This window comes from Staphylococcus sp. FSL W8-0305 (genome assembly GCF_037966415.1).
Taxonomy (GTDB): Bacteria; Bacillota; Bacilli; order Staphylococcales; family Staphylococcaceae; genus Staphylococcus; species Staphylococcus aureus.
The window spans coordinates 1,166,051-1,181,180 of record NZ_CP150198.1 but is presented as its reverse complement, the minus strand read 5'-3'; the positions used below and the strand labels follow the sequence as shown (position 1 = coordinate 1,181,180).

General features: G+C 32.6%; 18 protein-coding genes and 1 riboswitch. Of the genes, 15 read left to right on the top strand and 3 right to left on the bottom strand.

Annotated features, from left to right (window positions below):
* Nucleotides 1-43 precede the first annotated feature (43 nt).
* The gene (locus tag NST10_RS05845; protein WP_000974455.1) at nucleotides 44-466 is read right to left on the bottom strand and encodes an organic hydroperoxide resistance protein; all 423 of its coding nucleotides are present in this window, start codon (nucleotides 464-466) and stop codon (nucleotides 44-46) included.
* A gap of 147 nt (nucleotides 467-613) precedes the next feature.
* Here NST10_RS05845 and aroD point away from each other — a divergent pair, with 147 nt between their 5' ends.
* Together aroD and NST10_RS05835 are read left to right on the top strand one after the other, a co-directional pair.
* On the top strand, nucleotides 614-1,330 hold the full coding sequence (gene aroD, locus NST10_RS05840) for a type I 3-dehydroquinate dehydratase (protein ID WP_000150036.1): 717 nt from the start codon (nucleotides 614-616) through the stop codon (nucleotides 1,328-1,330).
* 82 nt (nucleotides 1,331-1,412) lie between these two features.
* The gene (locus tag NST10_RS05835) at nucleotides 1,413-1,952 is read left to right on the top strand and encodes a nitroreductase (RefSeq protein WP_000422908.1); all 540 of its coding nucleotides are present in this window, start codon (nucleotides 1,413-1,415) and stop codon (nucleotides 1,950-1,952) included.
* A gap of 149 nt (nucleotides 1,953-2,101) precedes the next feature.
* Here NST10_RS05835 and NST10_RS05830 read toward each other — a convergent pair whose 3' ends face one another.
* The gene (locus tag NST10_RS05830) at nucleotides 2,102-2,422 is read right to left on the bottom strand and encodes a thioredoxin family protein (RefSeq protein WP_001147955.1); all 321 of its coding nucleotides are present in this window, start codon (nucleotides 2,420-2,422) and stop codon (nucleotides 2,102-2,104) included.
* 143 nt (nucleotides 2,423-2,565) lie between these two features.
* Here NST10_RS05830 and NST10_RS05825 point away from each other — a divergent pair, with 143 nt between their 5' ends.
* From NST10_RS05825 to NST10_RS05785, 9 genes are all read left to right on the top strand, one after another.
* The gene (locus NST10_RS05825) at nucleotides 2,566-2,922 is read left to right on the top strand and encodes an arsenate reductase family protein (protein WP_000589549.1); all 357 of its coding nucleotides are present in this window, start codon (nucleotides 2,566-2,568) and stop codon (nucleotides 2,920-2,922) included.
* A 157-nt stretch (nucleotides 2,923-3,079) separates the two neighbouring features.
* Complete coding sequence (gene gcvH / locus NST10_RS05820) at nucleotides 3,080-3,460, top strand: glycine cleavage system protein GcvH (RefSeq protein WP_053014592.1); 381 nt, start codon at nucleotides 3,080-3,082, stop codon at nucleotides 3,458-3,460.
* A 177-nt stretch (nucleotides 3,461-3,637) separates the two neighbouring features.
* Complete coding sequence (locus tag NST10_RS05815; RefSeq protein WP_001798062.1) at nucleotides 3,638-4,516, top strand: YwqG family protein; 879 nt, start codon at nucleotides 3,638-3,640, stop codon at nucleotides 4,514-4,516.
* Nucleotides 4,517-5,106: 590 nt separating this feature from the next.
* Entirely contained in the window at nucleotides 5,107-5,493 is a 387-nt protein-coding gene (locus NST10_RS05810) for a toprim domain-containing protein (protein ID WP_339211817.1), read from the top strand.
* Nucleotides 5,486-5,782, top strand: coding sequence for a thioredoxin family protein (locus NST10_RS05805; protein WP_001065804.1), 297 nt, complete (start codon nucleotides 5,486-5,488; stop codon nucleotides 5,780-5,782). The genes NST10_RS05810 and NST10_RS05805 overlap by 8 nt, the downstream gene beginning before the upstream one ends.
* 57 nt (nucleotides 5,783-5,839) lie before the next feature.
* Nucleotides 5,840-5,943, top strand: a riboswitch (SAM riboswitch).
* An 88-nt stretch (nucleotides 5,944-6,031) separates the two neighbouring features.
* Entirely contained in the window at nucleotides 6,032-7,057 is a 1,026-nt protein-coding gene (locus NST10_RS05800) for a methionine ABC transporter ATP-binding protein (protein WP_000571209.1), read from the top strand.
* On the top strand, nucleotides 7,050-7,745 hold the full coding sequence (locus NST10_RS05795; RefSeq protein WP_000520233.1) for a methionine ABC transporter permease: 696 nt from the start codon (nucleotides 7,050-7,052) through the stop codon (nucleotides 7,743-7,745). The genes NST10_RS05800 and NST10_RS05795 overlap by 8 nt, the downstream gene beginning before the upstream one ends.
* A gap of 17 nt (nucleotides 7,746-7,762) precedes the next feature.
* Nucleotides 7,763-8,584, top strand: a complete 822-nt coding sequence (locus tag NST10_RS05790; protein WP_000732338.1) for a MetQ/NlpA family ABC transporter substrate-binding protein — start codon at nucleotides 7,763-7,765, stop codon at nucleotides 8,582-8,584.
* Between the two features lie 814 nt (nucleotides 8,585-9,398).
* Nucleotides 9,399-9,593 (top strand): CsbD family protein, encoded by a 195-nt coding sequence (locus NST10_RS05785; protein ID WP_000752917.1) that lies wholly within the window; start codon nucleotides 9,399-9,401, stop codon nucleotides 9,591-9,593.
* A gap of 233 nt (nucleotides 9,594-9,826) precedes the next feature.
* Here NST10_RS05785 and NST10_RS05780 read toward each other — a convergent pair whose 3' ends face one another.
* Complete coding sequence (locus NST10_RS05780) at nucleotides 9,827-10,678, bottom strand: DUF368 domain-containing protein (RefSeq protein WP_001183862.1); 852 nt, start codon at nucleotides 10,676-10,678, stop codon at nucleotides 9,827-9,829.
* A 327-nt stretch (nucleotides 10,679-11,005) separates the two neighbouring features.
* Here NST10_RS05780 and sufC point away from each other — a divergent pair, with 327 nt between their 5' ends.
* The 4 genes from sufC (at nucleotide 11,006) to sufU (ending at nucleotide 14,982) form a co-directional block, all read left to right on the top strand.
* Nucleotides 11,006-11,767 (top strand): Fe-S cluster assembly ATPase SufC, encoded by a 762-nt coding sequence (gene sufC, locus NST10_RS05775; RefSeq protein WP_000168845.1) that lies wholly within the window; start codon nucleotides 11,006-11,008, stop codon nucleotides 11,765-11,767.
* 97 nt (nucleotides 11,768-11,864) lie between these two features.
* Nucleotides 11,865-13,172 (top strand): Fe-S cluster assembly protein SufD, encoded by a 1,308-nt coding sequence (sufD, locus tag NST10_RS05770; RefSeq protein ID WP_000205572.1) that lies wholly within the window; start codon nucleotides 11,865-11,867, stop codon nucleotides 13,170-13,172.
* 105 nt (nucleotides 13,173-13,277) lie between these two features.
* Nucleotides 13,278-14,528: a cysteine desulfurase gene (locus NST10_RS05765; protein ID WP_001006454.1), complete on the top strand. Its 1,251-nt coding sequence runs from the start codon at nucleotides 13,278-13,280 to the stop codon at nucleotides 14,526-14,528.
* Complete coding sequence (gene sufU / locus NST10_RS05760) at nucleotides 14,518-14,982, top strand: Fe-S cluster assembly sulfur transfer protein SufU (RefSeq protein ID WP_001010508.1); 465 nt, start codon at nucleotides 14,518-14,520, stop codon at nucleotides 14,980-14,982. The genes NST10_RS05765 and sufU overlap by 11 nt, the downstream gene beginning before the upstream one ends.
* The last annotated feature ends 148 nt before the right edge of the window (nucleotides 14,983-15,130 follow it).

Below are 15,130 nucleotides of genomic sequence, written 5' to 3'. Positions count from 1 at the left end.
GTGAATTTTATTAATAACGTTGAATAATCTCTTTAAGTTAATGCTAATCTACAACATTTACATTTAAATCGACATTAATATTTCCTTGAGTCGCTTTTGAATATGGACAAAATTCATGAGCCATTTGTAAATATTTTTCAGCTTCTTCTTGAGATATAACATTTTTAATTGTCGCATCAATTGAAACACTTAATTTAGGACTTTCTGAGTCTGGATCATCTTCTAGTCTCACTGTTAGTGTTACTTCTGGATGAGCATCACGCACTTTGTTTTGCTTTAAAATTAGGTCGAAGGCACCGTTGAAGCAAGATGCATAACCTGCTGCAAATAATTGTTCGGGGTTAGTAGCTTTACCATCTGCTTGAGCAGGCGGAACGATATCAATATCTAATGCTCGATCATCAGTATAAACATGTCCTTTACGTCCGCCAACATTCGTCGCTTTAGTTTCATAATGTATTGCCATTCTTATAACCTCCTAATTTAAAATACATTTATGCTTTACCCATTCGAAAATACCTTAATCATATTCATTTATAGCATTGTTTGATTGAAGGATAAAAAGTTGTTGTTTACAATAAAAATAATGAGTATCTGAAATGAGGGATTTACTATGACACATGTGGAAGTAGTAGCGACTATCACGCCACAATTATATATCGAAGAAACTTTAATTCAAAAAATTAATCATCGTATTGATGCAATAGACGTATTAGAATTACGAATTGATCAATTTGAAAATGTCACAGTTGATCAAGTGGCAGAAATGATTACAAAGCTGAAGGTTATGCAAGATTCATTCAAATTATTGGTTACGTATCGTACAAAGTTACAAGGTGGCTATGGGCAATTTACAAATGACTCGTATCTTAATTTAATATCAGACTTAGCAAATATCAATGGCATAGATATGATTGATATAGAATGGCAAGCAGATATTGACATTGAAAAACATCAACGAATCATTACACATTTGCAACAGTATAATAAAGAGGTGATTATATCACATCATAATTTCGAAAGTACGCCTCCATTAGATGAATTGCAATTTATATTTTTTAAAATGCAAAAATTCAACCCAGAATACGTTAAATTAGCAGTAATGCCACATAATAAAAATGATGTGCTAAATTTATTGCAGGCAATGTCTACATTTTCAGATACTATGGACTGCAAAGTTGTTGGTATTTCAATGTCTAAACTTGGACTAATAAGTAGAACGGCTCAAGGCGTTTTTGGTGGTGCGTTGACTTATGGTTGTATCGGAGAACCACAAGCTCCAGGACAGATTGATGTTACTGATTTAAAAGCACAAGTGACTTTATACTAATAAAATGAATTAGGTTGCTTTTGTGTAAGTGCTGTCTTATAATTGAGAAGTATTATCATTGTTCGTGGAGGAGCGATTTTAGATGGAATTACAACAAGCAATAGCTAATAGAAGAAGTGTGAAAAAATTTAAAAGAGATATGCACATAGATGACGCATTGCTATATCAAGCAATTGAGAAAGCTGCTGATGCTCCAAATCACGGAATGAGGGAACCATGGAGAGTTGTGCATGTTCCGAAAGACAGATTAGGAGATATGAGTAAGGATATTTCTAAATTTGCATTTCCTAATGAATTAGATAAGCAACAATGTCATTATGATGCAGTAACGAAACTAGGTGGCATGTTATTGCTTATTTTAAAAACAGATCCAAGACAACGTCAAAATGATGAAAACTACTTTGCATTTGGTGCATATGCACAAAATCTTATGTTGTTACTTTATGAAGCGGGAATAGGTACATGTTGGAAATCGCCATTATATATCTATGATCCTAAAGTAAGAAAAACACTTGGTATAAAGAAAGATGAAGTTCTTGCTGGATTCTTATATTTAACGGATTTAGAAGAAGATATGCCTAAAGCACCACGTAAAAATAGAAACTTAATTACATTATATTAATATGTATAATTATAGAAACATTAATAAAAGCTGAGTCATGAATTGATGGACATCTATCGAGTTAGAGATTTAATCTAACTTACTAGAGTCGGTACAATCACAGTCTCAGCTTTTTATTGTGCAGTATATACACATTTGTATTTTAGTATTTATTTAAAAGTTTCTGCTAAAAATGATTCAACTTGTTCAGGTGACTTAGCATTTGCTGAATGAAGGTGTGCAATTTTGTCGCCGTTTTTAAATACTAGCAAGCTAGGGATACCCATAACTTCATTTTCAACAACTACATCTTCTAATTCATCACGATTAACAGTATACCATTGGTAATCATTATATTGTTCTACGATTGGGTCAATCCATAAATCCATAGCACGACAGTCTGGGCACCATCCTGCCTCAAATTTAACGATTACAGGTGTATCGCTATTAATTACAGATTTAAATGATTCATTACTTTTGATTGCTTGCATTGTAACAACTCCTCTAGATAGTTTAATAATTTTTATTATAGCTAAATTTATATCATAATAAAAAATTTTAGCTTCAAAATGAAAGCCTTTTGCTATGGAAAATGATATATTTATTTTAAATACATAAAGGAGGTTGCAGTCGTATGATTAAATTTTACCAATATAAGAATTGTACAACTTGTAAAAAGGCAGCAAAGTTTTTAGATGAATATGGCGTAAGTTATGAACCAATTGATATCGTTCAACATACACCTACAATAAATGAATTTAAAACAATAATTGCAAATACAGGCGTAGAAATTAATAAATTGTTTAATACACACGGTGCGAAATATCGTGAGCTTGATTTGAAAAATAAATTACAAACTTTATCAGATGATGAAAAGTTAGAGTTGTTATCATCTGATGGTATGTTAGTAAAGCGTCCTCTAGCAGTAATGGGCGATAAGATAACATTAGGATTTAAAGAAGATCAATATAAAGAGACTTGGTTAGCGTAAGTATAATGTAAACGTTTACTAAATATCTCGATATTTAGATTCATTACATGTAAAATGAAATAAGCTATACAATTGTTAATTTTTATAAATATAGTTGAATAGCATCTAGCCTTATGGCATCATTAATGATGTAAAGATTAATTAGGAGGGGATTCTCTTGGCAGTACCAAATGAATTGAAATATTCAAAAGAGCATGAATGGGTTAAAGTTGAAGGTAATGTAGCAACAATTGGAATCACAGAATACGCACAAAGCGAGTTAGGTGATATTGTTTTTGTTGAATTACCAGAAACAGGTGATGAAATTAATGAAGGGGATACGTTTGGTAGCGTAGAATCAGTTAAAACTGTATCAGAATTATATGCACCAATCTCTGGTAAAGTAGTTGAAGTCAACGAAGAACTAGAAGATAGTCCCGAATTTGTAAATGAATCTCCATACGAAAAAGCATGGATGGTAAAAGTAGAAATTAGTGATGAAAGTCAGCTTGAAGCTTTATTAACAGCTGAAAAATATTCAGAAATGATTGGTGAATAATCACCGTGTAACTCCTTAATCTAAGATTGAGGAGTTTATTTTTAGTCTGAGCAAGTAAATAATATGAAAGAAAATTTATTAGGTACTATTATTTGGAGTATTGCTACATTTTATTATTCAAGAATGATGAAAATAATGAATTTAGCTATTTTAAAAATAAAAATTGGGGGAGTAAATATGCTAAACATTCAAGACGTTAGTCATCTTTCTAAAAAGGAGCAAAAAGCATATAACCGTTTCGTAGAATCTGTAGAAAACGGTAATTTACCAGTACTACCATGTATTGAAATGGATCTAAAAGAGATGCAAGAAGAAACATTAAACCAGAGTAAGATTGGTGGAATGCCATTTTTAAAATCTTTTAAAGATATACCATTAGATGAAAATAATGTACCAATGGTATTGTTAGCACAGATTAATTTGAATGATCTTCCAGAACAACAAGAATTATTTCCTGTAAATGAAGGGATATTGCAGTTTTGGATTAGTTCAGAAGATCAAATGTATGGTATGTCTGAAAATTTAAAGGGAAACAATATAAACTCAAGGCTTGTTTATATAAAAGAGCCAATTACAGATTTATCACTCAAAGATATTCAAGCGCATTTGAAGTCATTAGATGCTGATAATGAGGATATCCCGTTCAGCGGAGCATTTTCTATAGAATTTAGATTGTCGAAACAAACTATTACATGTACTGATTATAAGTACGATGAGGACGATCTTGCATTGTGGAATAAAGTCAATCCATCCTTCGCGCTAAAATCAATGTTTGGTGGTTATGATGAATTAATGGAACCTGTGTGTAACACATTTACTGCTAAGGAACCATTTAATCAACTTGGTGGTTATCCATATTTTGACCAAATAGATCCAAGAACGAACGATCAAGAACTGAAAATGTATGATAGAGTCTTACTGCAAATTGATTCTACAAGAGATGGTAATTCTTCGATTATATGGGGTGATTTAGGTATTGCCAATATCTTAGTAAAATCTACTGACCTTGAGGCTATGAAGTTTGATGATTACATGTATTCATGGGATTGCAGCTAAGAGAATCATAAAAATATATTACTTTAATAAGTGTAGTATCTGTAGATCAATCTAGGGAGTGGGACAGAAATGATAAAGAACCACTAGTGATTTATAATGTAGTGGTTCTTTTTCATAAGCCACAGCTAATGTGTACTTAAAAATAGGAATACATGAGTAAAACTCATGCATAAGAAATACTAATTTCTAAAGAAAAAGTATATCTTTATGTTTGGGCCCACCCCAACTTGCACATTGCTTGTAAGCTGACTTACCGTCAGCTTCTGTGTTGGGGCCCACCCCAACTTGCATTGCTTGTAAGCTGACTTTCCGTCAGCTTCTATGTTGGGGCCCCGCTATAATTGAAAAAGGCTTGTTATAGGTGTATTTTCTTTTGGTTAACTATTGGTAATATATCATTGTAGATTTTAGGATGTTGATTTATGGTTTAGCCTTTGTCTGCTTATGTTAAATGTCCCAGCTAGTCAAACATTGATTTTGTAATTATTATATTAAGCTAGTTTAAATTTTTTGTGATTTATGTTTTATTCATACCAATTTTGTGAAATGATACAGTGACAGATGTTTATTGATTTTAAAGGGTGATGATGATGGCTATTGTAAATAAAGTGATAATTGTTGAAGGGAAATCTGATAAAAAAAGGGTGCAACAGGTTATTGCAGAACCAGTCAATATTATTTGTACTCATGGAACAATGAGTATAGATAAGCTTGATGATATGATAGAATCACTATATGATAAACAAGTTTTTGTATTAGCCGATTCTAATGACGAAGGAGATCGAATTAGAAATTGGTTTAAACGTTATTTGAGTGAAAGTGAACATATATTTATTGATAAAACTTACTGTCAAGTTACGAATTGCCCCAAACAATATTTGGCGCATGTACTTTCAAAACATGGCTTTACTTGTAAGAAAGAAACACCTTTCTTACCGAATATAAATAATGAAAGGTTAGTTTTAGTAAATGAATAATTCATTAGACATCAAAGATGTAACTACATTTTATGAGGAAGATAAACATTTAATCTATGGTTATACACCAACTTGTGGTACGTGTAAGGTTTCAGAAAGAATGTTAGACATTACTAATGAAATATTGCAGTTGCCATTATTGAAAATAGATTTAAACTTTTATCCTCAGTTTTGTAAAGATATGCAAATCATGTCTACGCCGATTTTATTGTTGATGAATAAAGATAAAGAAGTAAAACGAATTTATGCATTTCAATCGGTGACTGATTTGTTAGAAAATTTAAAATAGTTATTGACGAAATTTTACTAAGGTGTTAGGATTAATACAAATTAAATGATGCGTAAACTCTTATCGAGAGTGGTGGAGGGATGTGCCCTACGAAGCCCGGCAACCGTCTTATATAGAAATGGTGCCAATTCACATAAAGTTTTAACTTTTGAAGATGAGAGAAACAATACTACTATTGCTTTCTCAATTTTTCTATCGATATTGAGAAAGCATTTTTTATTTTATTAAGCAACACAGGGAGGAATCAACGTGATTGAATTAAAAGAAGTTGTTAAAGAATATCGGACTAAAAATAAAGAAGTCCTTGCTGTAGATCACGTTAATTTATCGATTCGAGCAGGATCGATTTATGGCGTCATTGGTTTTTCTGGAGCAGGAAAAAGTACTTTGATTCGAATGTTTAATCATTTAGAAGCGCCTACATCAGGTGAAGTTATTATAGATGGAGACCATATAGGCCAATTGTCCAAAAATGGATTAAGAGCAAAAAGACAAAAAGTAAGTATGATCTTCCAACATTTTAATTTGTTATGGTCAAGGACTGTGTTAAAAAATATTATGTTTCCGCTTGAAATTGCAGGTGTCCCTAGAAGGAGAGCAAAGCAAAAAGCATTAGAACTTGTCGAACTCGTCGGTTTAAAAGGTAGAGAAAAGGCTTATCCATCAGAGTTATCAGGCGGACAAAAGCAACGCGTTGGGATTGCACGAGCGTTAGCTAATGATCCAACAGTCTTGCTTTGTGATGAGGCAACAAGTGCACTTGATCCGCAAACAACAGATGAAATTTTAGATCTACTACTAAAAATTAGAGAACAACAAAATTTAACAATTATACTAATTACGCATGAAATGCATGTCATTCGTCGTATTTGTGATGAAGTTGCAGTTATGGAAAGTGGTAAAGTGATAGAACATGGACCGGTGACACAGGTTTTTGAAAATCCGCAACACGCTGTGACAAAACGATTTGTGAAAGAAGATTTAAATGATGATTTCGAAACATCTTTAACAGAATTAGAGCCATTAGAAAAAGATGCTTATATCGTTAGATTAGTTTTCGCTGGTTCAACAACAACCGAGCCTATTGTATCGAGTCTATCAACTGCCTATGATATTAAAATTAATATTTTAGAAGCAAATATTAAAAATACAAAAAATGGAACAGTCGGCTTTTTAGTTCTGCATATTCCATATATTTCAAGTATAGATTTCGGAAAATTCGAAAAAGAGTTAATTGAGCGACAAGTTAAAATGGAGGTGTTAAGACATGGGTAAATCATTTAGTGAAATTATAAATGAAATGATTACAATGCCTAATATTCAGTGGCCAGAAGTTTGGACTGCAATAGTCGAAACACTATACATGACAGTCGTCTCAACTATATTTGCATTTATACTCGGTCTTATTTTAGGTGTGTTATTATTCTTGTCTGCTAAAGGTAAGTCTATTGGTGCAAGGTTATTTTATTCTATCGTTTCTTTCATTGTTAACTTATTTAGAGCGATACCATTTATTATTTTAATTTTATTATTAATTCCATTTACAAGTTTGATACTTGGAACGATAAGTGGTCCGACAGGTGCGTTACCAGCATTGATCATTGGCGCAGCGCCGTTTTATGCAAGGCTCGTAGAAATTGCTTTTAAAGAAATTGATAAAGGTGTCATCGAAGCGGCCTGGTCAATGGGTGCTAATACTTGGACAGTAATTCGTAAAGTCCTCTTACCTGAAGCCATGCCAGCGCTAGTGTCTGGCATTACAGTTACAGCAATCGCTTTAGTTGGTTCAACGGCAGTTGCAGGTGTAATTGGTGCCGGTGGTTTAGGAAATTTAGCATACTTAACAGGTTTCACTCGAAATCAAAATGATGTCATTTTAGTATCAACAGTTTTTATTTTAATTATTGTATTTATAATCCAATTCATTGGGGATTGGCTTACAAATAAACTTGATAAACGATAAATTGGGGGTTTCATTTTATGAAAAAATTATTTGGTCTTATTTTAGTATTAACATTTGCAGTTGTATTAGCAGCTTGCGGTAATGGAAGCAAAAGTGGCAGTGACGACAAGAAAATAACAGTAGGTGCTTCACCAGCACCACATGCTGAAATTTTAGAAAAAGCAAAACCATTATTAGAGAAAAAAGGTTATGAACTAGATATTAAAACAATTAACGATTACACTACGCCTAATAAATTACTAGACAAAGGTGAAATTGACGCAAACTATTTCCAACATACACCATATTTAAACACAGAGAAAAAGGATAAAGGTTACAAAATCGTAAGTGCCGGTAATGTTCACTTAGAACCTATGGCTGTATACTCTAAAAAGTATAAAAGTTTAAAAGAATTACCAAAAGGTGCAACAGTTTATGTGTCTAATAATCCAGCTGAACAAGGACGCTTCTTAAAATTCTTCGTTGATGCAGGTTTAATTAAGATCAAAAAAGGCGTAAAAATTGAAGATGCTAAGTTTAGTGATATTACAGAGAATAAAAAAGATATTAAGTTTAATAATAAACAATCAGCAGAATTCTTACCTAAAATTTATCAAAATGAAGACGCGGATGCTGTTATCATTAATTCAAACTTTGCAATCGAACAAAAACTAAATCCTAAAAAAGATTCTATTGCTGTAGAAAGTGCGAAAGATAATCCTTATGCAAACTTAATTGCTGTTAAAGAAGGACATCAAGATGATAAGAAAATCAAAGCATTAATTGAAGTATTACAATCTAAAGATATTCAAGACTTCATTAATGAAAAATACAACGGTGCAGTTATTCCTGCTAAATAATTAATAATTAAGCTCATTGACTGATATGCTCCCATCAAAGTAGACATTGAAAAAATGCAAACTTTGATGGGGGTTTTTTTAATTAGAATCAATATGAAATGTAGAAGATTTAATATGATAAGAGATGAATAACTATATATAAATGATTATCAAGTCATTATGTATTAAGTGAAGCCTATACGCTTCTGTGACTTCAATCAATGTCCAAAGCTTTACAATGATATATAAGCAGTAGTTGATTGAATGAAAATACGATTGTAACAACCTTTTTACAATAATTGCGGGGCCCCAACATAGAGAATTTCGAAAAGAAATTCTACAGGCAATGCGAGTTGGGGTTGGGCCCAACATAGAAGCTGATGGAAAGCCAGCATACAATAATGTGCAAGTTGGCGGGGCCCCAACACAGAGGATTTCGAAAAGAAATTCTACAAACAATGCGAGTTGGGGTTGGTCCCAATACAGAAGCTGACGAAAAGCCAGCTTACAATAATGTGCAAGTTGGGGGGGCGGGGCCCCAACACAGAGAATTTCAAAAAGAAATTCTACAAACAATGCAAGTTGGGGTTGGATGACGAAATAAATTTTGCGAAAATATCATTTCAGTCCCACTCCCAAGAACCATTTCATAATAAATCATTAGTGATTCTTTATTATTTTAGTTCCGCTCCCTCAAGTTAATGATGAATCTATTTCGCTAGTTATAAAATGACGTCAAATCAATATCAAAAATTATTTAAGTAAAATGTTTAGATAATTTTTCAGTGGGTAAGTATTATATATAACATTTAATTATTCCGAGGAGGCATTTATTATGGCAGACGAAAGTAAATTTGAACAAGCAAAAGGTAATGTTAAAGAAACAGTAGGTAATGTTACTGATAATAAAAATTTAGAAAACGAAGGTAAAGAAGATAAAGCTTCTGGTAAAGCGAAAGAATTCGTTGAAAATGCAAAAGAAAAAGCAACTGATTTTATTGATAAAGTAAAAGGTAACAAAGGAGAGTAATTTTACTTTATATTCCTAATACACTGCACATGCCACTTAGTCGGTATAACCATCGGCTAGGTGGTTTTTTGTATTAAAAAAGTGGATACCAAAATTTATTAATAATTATTTTAATGTTAGAAAAAAACTAAATAAAAACTCGTTAATGATATCCAATAATATGTATACAAAACGAGACATATATTGCATATGATTAACGAGATACTGAATATATTTTATCACCCCTAAAATGATTATTCATTTTCAGCGGTAATTCGACCTAAAGTCAAACTTACAATAAAACCGATGATAAATACTACTAATGAAACGAACCACATCACGATATTAGTTGGTAAACCTGGAAATACTGCAAAGAGGGAGCCAACAACAAAACCAATGATTAATGCAAAAGTCATTAGTTTATGATGTGTTAGGAAATACTGGATAATTTTGCTTGAAATAATGAATCCAGCAAGCACGCCAAATCCGACTGCAAGTAATATAGGAAGACCGGCAAAGTTAAGTTTAACAACTTCAGATATTGCTAGCATGACCGTACCATAGACGCCAAATACTAATAACATAAATGACCCTGAAATACCTGGGAGTAACATAGCACTAGATGCACACATACCTGCAATAAAGTATTTAATAATAAGACCAGTTGATAGAGTAAGTGTTTCTCCAGCATGTTTATCGCTATTATTCATTAATGTAATAACAATTAAGATAGCGATACCAGCTATAACCATCATGTAATGTTTAGTTGTAAATGACGTTTTATAGTTAGAAATTTTCAATAAATATGGAACGATACCAATGATTAATCCACCAAAGAAAAACATAGTTGGAATATGGTGTTGGCTTAATAAATAATTAAAAAGATTACTTAGTGATCCCATTGCCAGTAACATTCCAATTATAATAGGGATTAAAAATGTAAAACTTGGCCAAAAACGTCGTGAGAATATGCCACTAATTGAAGCGATAAATTGATTGTATATACCTAACAATAATGCAATAGTCCCACCGCTAACACCAGGTACCAAGTCACTCGTTCCCATAGCAAAACCTTTTAGAATATTAATCCATTTAAATTGTTGCATGAATAACTCCTTTCAAACGATTGGAATAAAATCATAAATAGCATCATACCATATTACAAATGTCCTAGTGAAATGATAACATATTTTAAATTCATAAAATCCATTGAGAAATTATGTGTTCTTATTATCATTTATATTTTTAAAGAGAGCGGATTAGAGTTGTACTTTAGAGTTATTAAAAATAATAAAAAGGGTTTAAGTTGTTTATATTAAGGTATAAGTAAGTTATAATTAACTGAACGCATTATTACAAAGTCTTTTTGACTACAAATTAAAATTATTATAAACTAGTTAAGAAAACTTTATATTTTACGGAGGGAATATAAAATGGCATCAACATTAGAAATCAAAGACCTACATGTGTCTATTGAGGATAAAGAAATCTTAAAAGGTGTTAACTTGACAATTAACACTGATGAAATACATGCGATTATGGGACCAAACGGGACAGGTAAATCAACTTTGTCATCTGCAATTATGGGACACCCAAGTTATGAAGTAACTAAAGGAGAAGTACTTTTAGACGGTGTAAATATTTTAGAATTAGAAGTTGATGAAAGAGCAAAAGCAGGATTATTCTTGGCAATGCAATATCCATCAGAAATTACAGGTGTTACAAATGCTGATTTCATGCGTTCAGCTATCAATGCGAAACGTGAAGAAGGACAAGAAATCAACTTAATGCAATTTATTAAGAAATTAGATAAAAATATGGATTTTCTAGACATAGATAAAGACATGGCACAACGTTATTTAAATGAAGGTTTCTCAGGTGGAGAGAAGAAACGTAACGAAATCTTACAATTAATGATGTTAGAACCTAAGTTTGCAATCTTAGATGAAATCGATTCAGGGTTAGACATCGATGCATTAAAAGTTGTATCTAAAGGTATTAACCAAATGCGTGGGGAAAACTTTGGTGCATTAATGATCACACACTATCAACGATTATTAAATTACATTACTCCTGATAAAGTACATGTAATGTATGCTGGTAAGGTCGTTAAATCTGGTGGTCCAGAATTAGCAAAACGTCTTGAAGAAGAAGGATATGAATGGGTTAAAGAAGAGTTCGGTTCAGCTGAATAATCTTATTAATACAGTATCCATGAGATGTTCATCTATATATGATGAAAATGAACATTTATACGAAATAGTAAATTTCATCAAGTAGGAGGAAAAAGTTATGACAACTGATATTTTGAACATTTCTGAAGAACAACTTGTTGATTATTCTAAAGCCCACAATGAACCTTCTTGGATGACAGAATTACGTAAAAAAGCTTTGAAATTAACAGAAACTTTAGAAATGCCAAAACCTGATAAAACAAAATTAAGAAAATGGGATTTTGATTCTTTTAAACAACACGATGTAAAAGGTGATGTTTATCAATCTTTATCACAATTACCTGAGTCAGTAAGAGAAATTATTGACGTAGATCATTCTAAAAACTTAGTAATTCAACATAATAATACGATTGCGTACACACAAGTTGATGATAATGCATCGAAAGATGGCGTTATCGTTGAAGGTTTAGCAGATGCTCTTATGAACCATAGTGATTTAGTACAAAAGTACTTTATGAAAGATGCAGTAACAGTAGATGAACATCGTATCACAGCGCTACACACGGCATTAGTTAATGGTGGCGTATTTGTTTATGTTCCTAAAAATGTAGTTGTAGAACATCCAGTACAATACGTTGTGTTGCACGACGACGAAAATGCAAGCTTTTATAACCATGTCATCATCGTTACTGAAGAAAGCGCCGAAGTCACATATGTTGAAAATTACTTATCAAATGCATCTGGTGAAGGAAATCAATTAAATATTATTTCTGAAGTGATTGCTGGTGCAAATTCAAATATCACATATGGCTCAGTAGACTATATGGATAAAGGCTTTACAGGTCATATCATTCGACGTGGTATTACTGAAGCGGATGCCTCAATTAATTGGGCATTAGGTTTAATGAATGAGGGTAGCCAAATTATTGATAATACAACAAATTTATTTGGTGATCGTTCAACAAGTTCACTTAAATCAGTAGTTGTAGGTACAGGCGAACAAAAAATTAATCTAACATCTAAAATCGTACAATATGGTAAAGAAACTGATGGTTATATCCTTAAACATGGTGTTATGAAAGAACATGCATCATCTGTATTTAATGGTATCGGCTACATTAAGCATGGTGGAACTAAATCAATTGCTAATCAGGAATCACGTGTATTAATGTTATCTGAACATGCTCGTGGTGACGCGAATCCTATTTTATTAATTGATGAAGATGATGTACAAGCTGGTCATGCTGCATCAGTAGGTCGTGTTGATCCAGATCAACTTTACTATTTAATGAGTCGTGGGATTTCTCAAAGAGAAGCGGAACGTCTTGTTATACATGGTTTCTTAGATCCAGTAGTACGTGAATTACCTATCGAAGACGTTAAACGTCAATTGAGAGAAGTAATTGAACGCAAAGTTTCTAAATAATATTTTGAAAATAAAAGTTTGTAATAGATATAGACTGTCGATATTGGTATAAGACTAATACAACGTCAGTATTTAAATGATTAGGATTTTTATTTAAGAAAGGTCGTGAATGAAGTGGCCGAACACTCATTTGACGTTAATGAAGTAATCAAGGATTTTCCGATATTAGATCAAAAAGTCAATGGCAAACGTTTAGCATATCTTGATTCAACAGCGACAAGTCAAACGCCTGTGCAAGTGTTAAATGTTTTAGAAGATTACTACAAGCGTTATAATTCAAACGTTCATCGTGGTGTTCATACATTAGGATCATTAGCAACTGATGGTTATGAAAATGCCCGTGAAACCGTTCGTCGTTTTATTAATGCGAAGTATTTTGAAGAAATCATTTTTACACGCGGAACAACTGCGTCGATTAACCTTGTAGCACATAGCTATGGTGATGCAAATGTTGAAGAGGGCGATGAAATTGTTGTCACTGAAATGGAACATCATGCCAATATTGTTCCTTGGCAACAGTTAGCAAAGCGTAAAAATGCGACATTGAAATTTATACCAATGACAGCTGACGGTGAATTAAACATCGAGGATATTAAGCAAACGATTAATGATAAAACAAAGATCGTTGCTATTGCACATATTTCTAATGTACTCGGTACAATTAATGATGTTAAAACCATTGCAGAAATAGCTCATCAACATGGTGCAATTATCAGTGTTGATGGGGCGCAAGCAGCACCACATATGAAACTTGATATGCAAGAAATGAATGCTGATTTTTATAGTTTTAGTGGACATAAAATGCTTGGACCAACAGGTATTGGCGTATTATTTGGTAAACGTGAGTTACTACAAAAAATGGAACCGATTGAGTTCGGTGGCGACATGATTGATTTTGTAAGTAAGTATGATGCAACATGGGCTGATTTACCTACTAAATTTGAGGCGGGTACTCCATTAATTGCTCAAGCAATTGGGCTTGCAGAAGCTATTCGCTATTTAGAACGCATAGGTTTTGATGCAATTCATAAATATGAACAAGAATTAACGATATATGCTTATGAGCAAATGTCTGCAATTGAAGGAATTGAAATTTATGGCCCGCCAAAGGATCGTCGTGCAGGTGTAATAACGTTTAATTTACAAGATGTACATCCACACGATGTTGCTACAGCCGTAGATACAGAAGGTGTAGCGGTTAGAGCTGGGCATCATTGTGCGCAACCGTTAATGAAATGGTTAAATGTGTCTTCAACAGCTAGAGCGAGTTTTTATATATACAACACGAAAGAAGACGTTGATCAGTTAATTAATGCCTTGAAACAAACGAAGGAGTTTTTCTCTTATGAATTTTAATAATCTAGATCAATTATATAGATCTGTCATTATGGATCATTATAAAAATCCTAGAAATAAAGGTGTATTAGATAACGGGTCTATGACAGTAGATATGAATAACCCGACATGCGGTGACCGTATACGACTAACATTTGATATAGAAGACGGCATTATAAAAGATGCTAAGTTTGAAGGTGAAGGTTGTTCGATTTCAATGGCAAGTGCATCGATGATGACACAAGCCGTTAAAGGTCATTCACTTGGAGAAGCAATGCAAATGAGCCAAGAATTTACGAAAATGATGCTTGGTGAAGACTATGTGATTACAGAAGAAATGGGAGATATTGAAGCATTGCAAGGTGTATCTCAATTCCCAGCTCGTATTAAATGTGCCACATTAGCTTGGAAAGCATTGGAAAAAGGTACTGTTGCTAAAGAAGGTAAAGCAGAAGGTACGACTGAAGAAGAATAGAATGCTGTTAATCATAGATGATTTTGATATTAGACATATAATAGTAAAAAAATTTTTATATGATGTCATGTCATTGTTATAATATGGTTTACATCATGAATTAAAAACTTACGCACGCCGTTGTAAATATATTTTTAAGGAGTGATTG

Excerpts from the sequence above, each read along its gene's own strand:
- NST10_RS05785 (WP_000752917.1), top strand. The coding sequence starts at position 9,399 with ATGGCAGACGAAAGTAAATTTGAACAAGCAAAAGGTAATGTTAAAGAA.
- sufU (WP_001010508.1), top strand. The coding sequence starts at position 14,518 with ATGAATTTTAATAATCTAGATCAATTATATAGATCTGTCATTATGGAT.
- NST10_RS05830 (WP_001147955.1), bottom strand. The coding sequence starts at position 2,422 with ATGCAAGCAATCAAAAGTAATGAATCATTTAAATCTGTAATTAATAGC.
- NST10_RS05780 (WP_001183862.1), bottom strand. The coding sequence starts at position 10,678 with ATGCAACAATTTAAATGGATTAATATTCTAAAAGGTTTTGCTATGGGA.
- NST10_RS05845 (WP_000974455.1), bottom strand. The coding sequence starts at position 466 with ATGGCAATACATTATGAAACTAAAGCGACGAATGTTGGCGGACGTAAA.
- NST10_RS05810 (WP_339211817.1), top strand. The coding sequence starts at position 5,107 with ATGGCTATTGTAAATAAAGTGATAATTGTTGAAGGGAAATCTGATAAA.
- sufD (WP_000205572.1), top strand. The coding sequence starts at position 11,865 with ATGACAACTGATATTTTGAACATTTCTGAAGAACAACTTGTTGATTAT.
- NST10_RS05805 (WP_001065804.1), top strand. The coding sequence starts at position 5,486 with ATGAATAATTCATTAGACATCAAAGATGTAACTACATTTTATGAGGAA.
- NST10_RS05825 (WP_000589549.1), top strand. The coding sequence starts at position 2,566 with ATGATTAAATTTTACCAATATAAGAATTGTACAACTTGTAAAAAGGCA.
- NST10_RS05815 (WP_001798062.1), top strand. The coding sequence starts at position 3,638 with ATGCTAAACATTCAAGACGTTAGTCATCTTTCTAAAAAGGAGCAAAAA.
- NST10_RS05795 (WP_000520233.1), top strand. The coding sequence starts at position 7,050 with ATGGGTAAATCATTTAGTGAAATTATAAATGAAATGATTACAATGCCT.
- NST10_RS05790 (WP_000732338.1), top strand. The coding sequence starts at position 7,763 with ATGAAAAAATTATTTGGTCTTATTTTAGTATTAACATTTGCAGTTGTA.
- sufC (WP_000168845.1), top strand. The coding sequence starts at position 11,006 with ATGGCATCAACATTAGAAATCAAAGACCTACATGTGTCTATTGAGGAT.
- aroD (WP_000150036.1), top strand. The coding sequence starts at position 614 with ATGACACATGTGGAAGTAGTAGCGACTATCACGCCACAATTATATATC.
- NST10_RS05835 (WP_000422908.1), top strand. The coding sequence starts at position 1,413 with ATGGAATTACAACAAGCAATAGCTAATAGAAGAAGTGTGAAAAAATTT.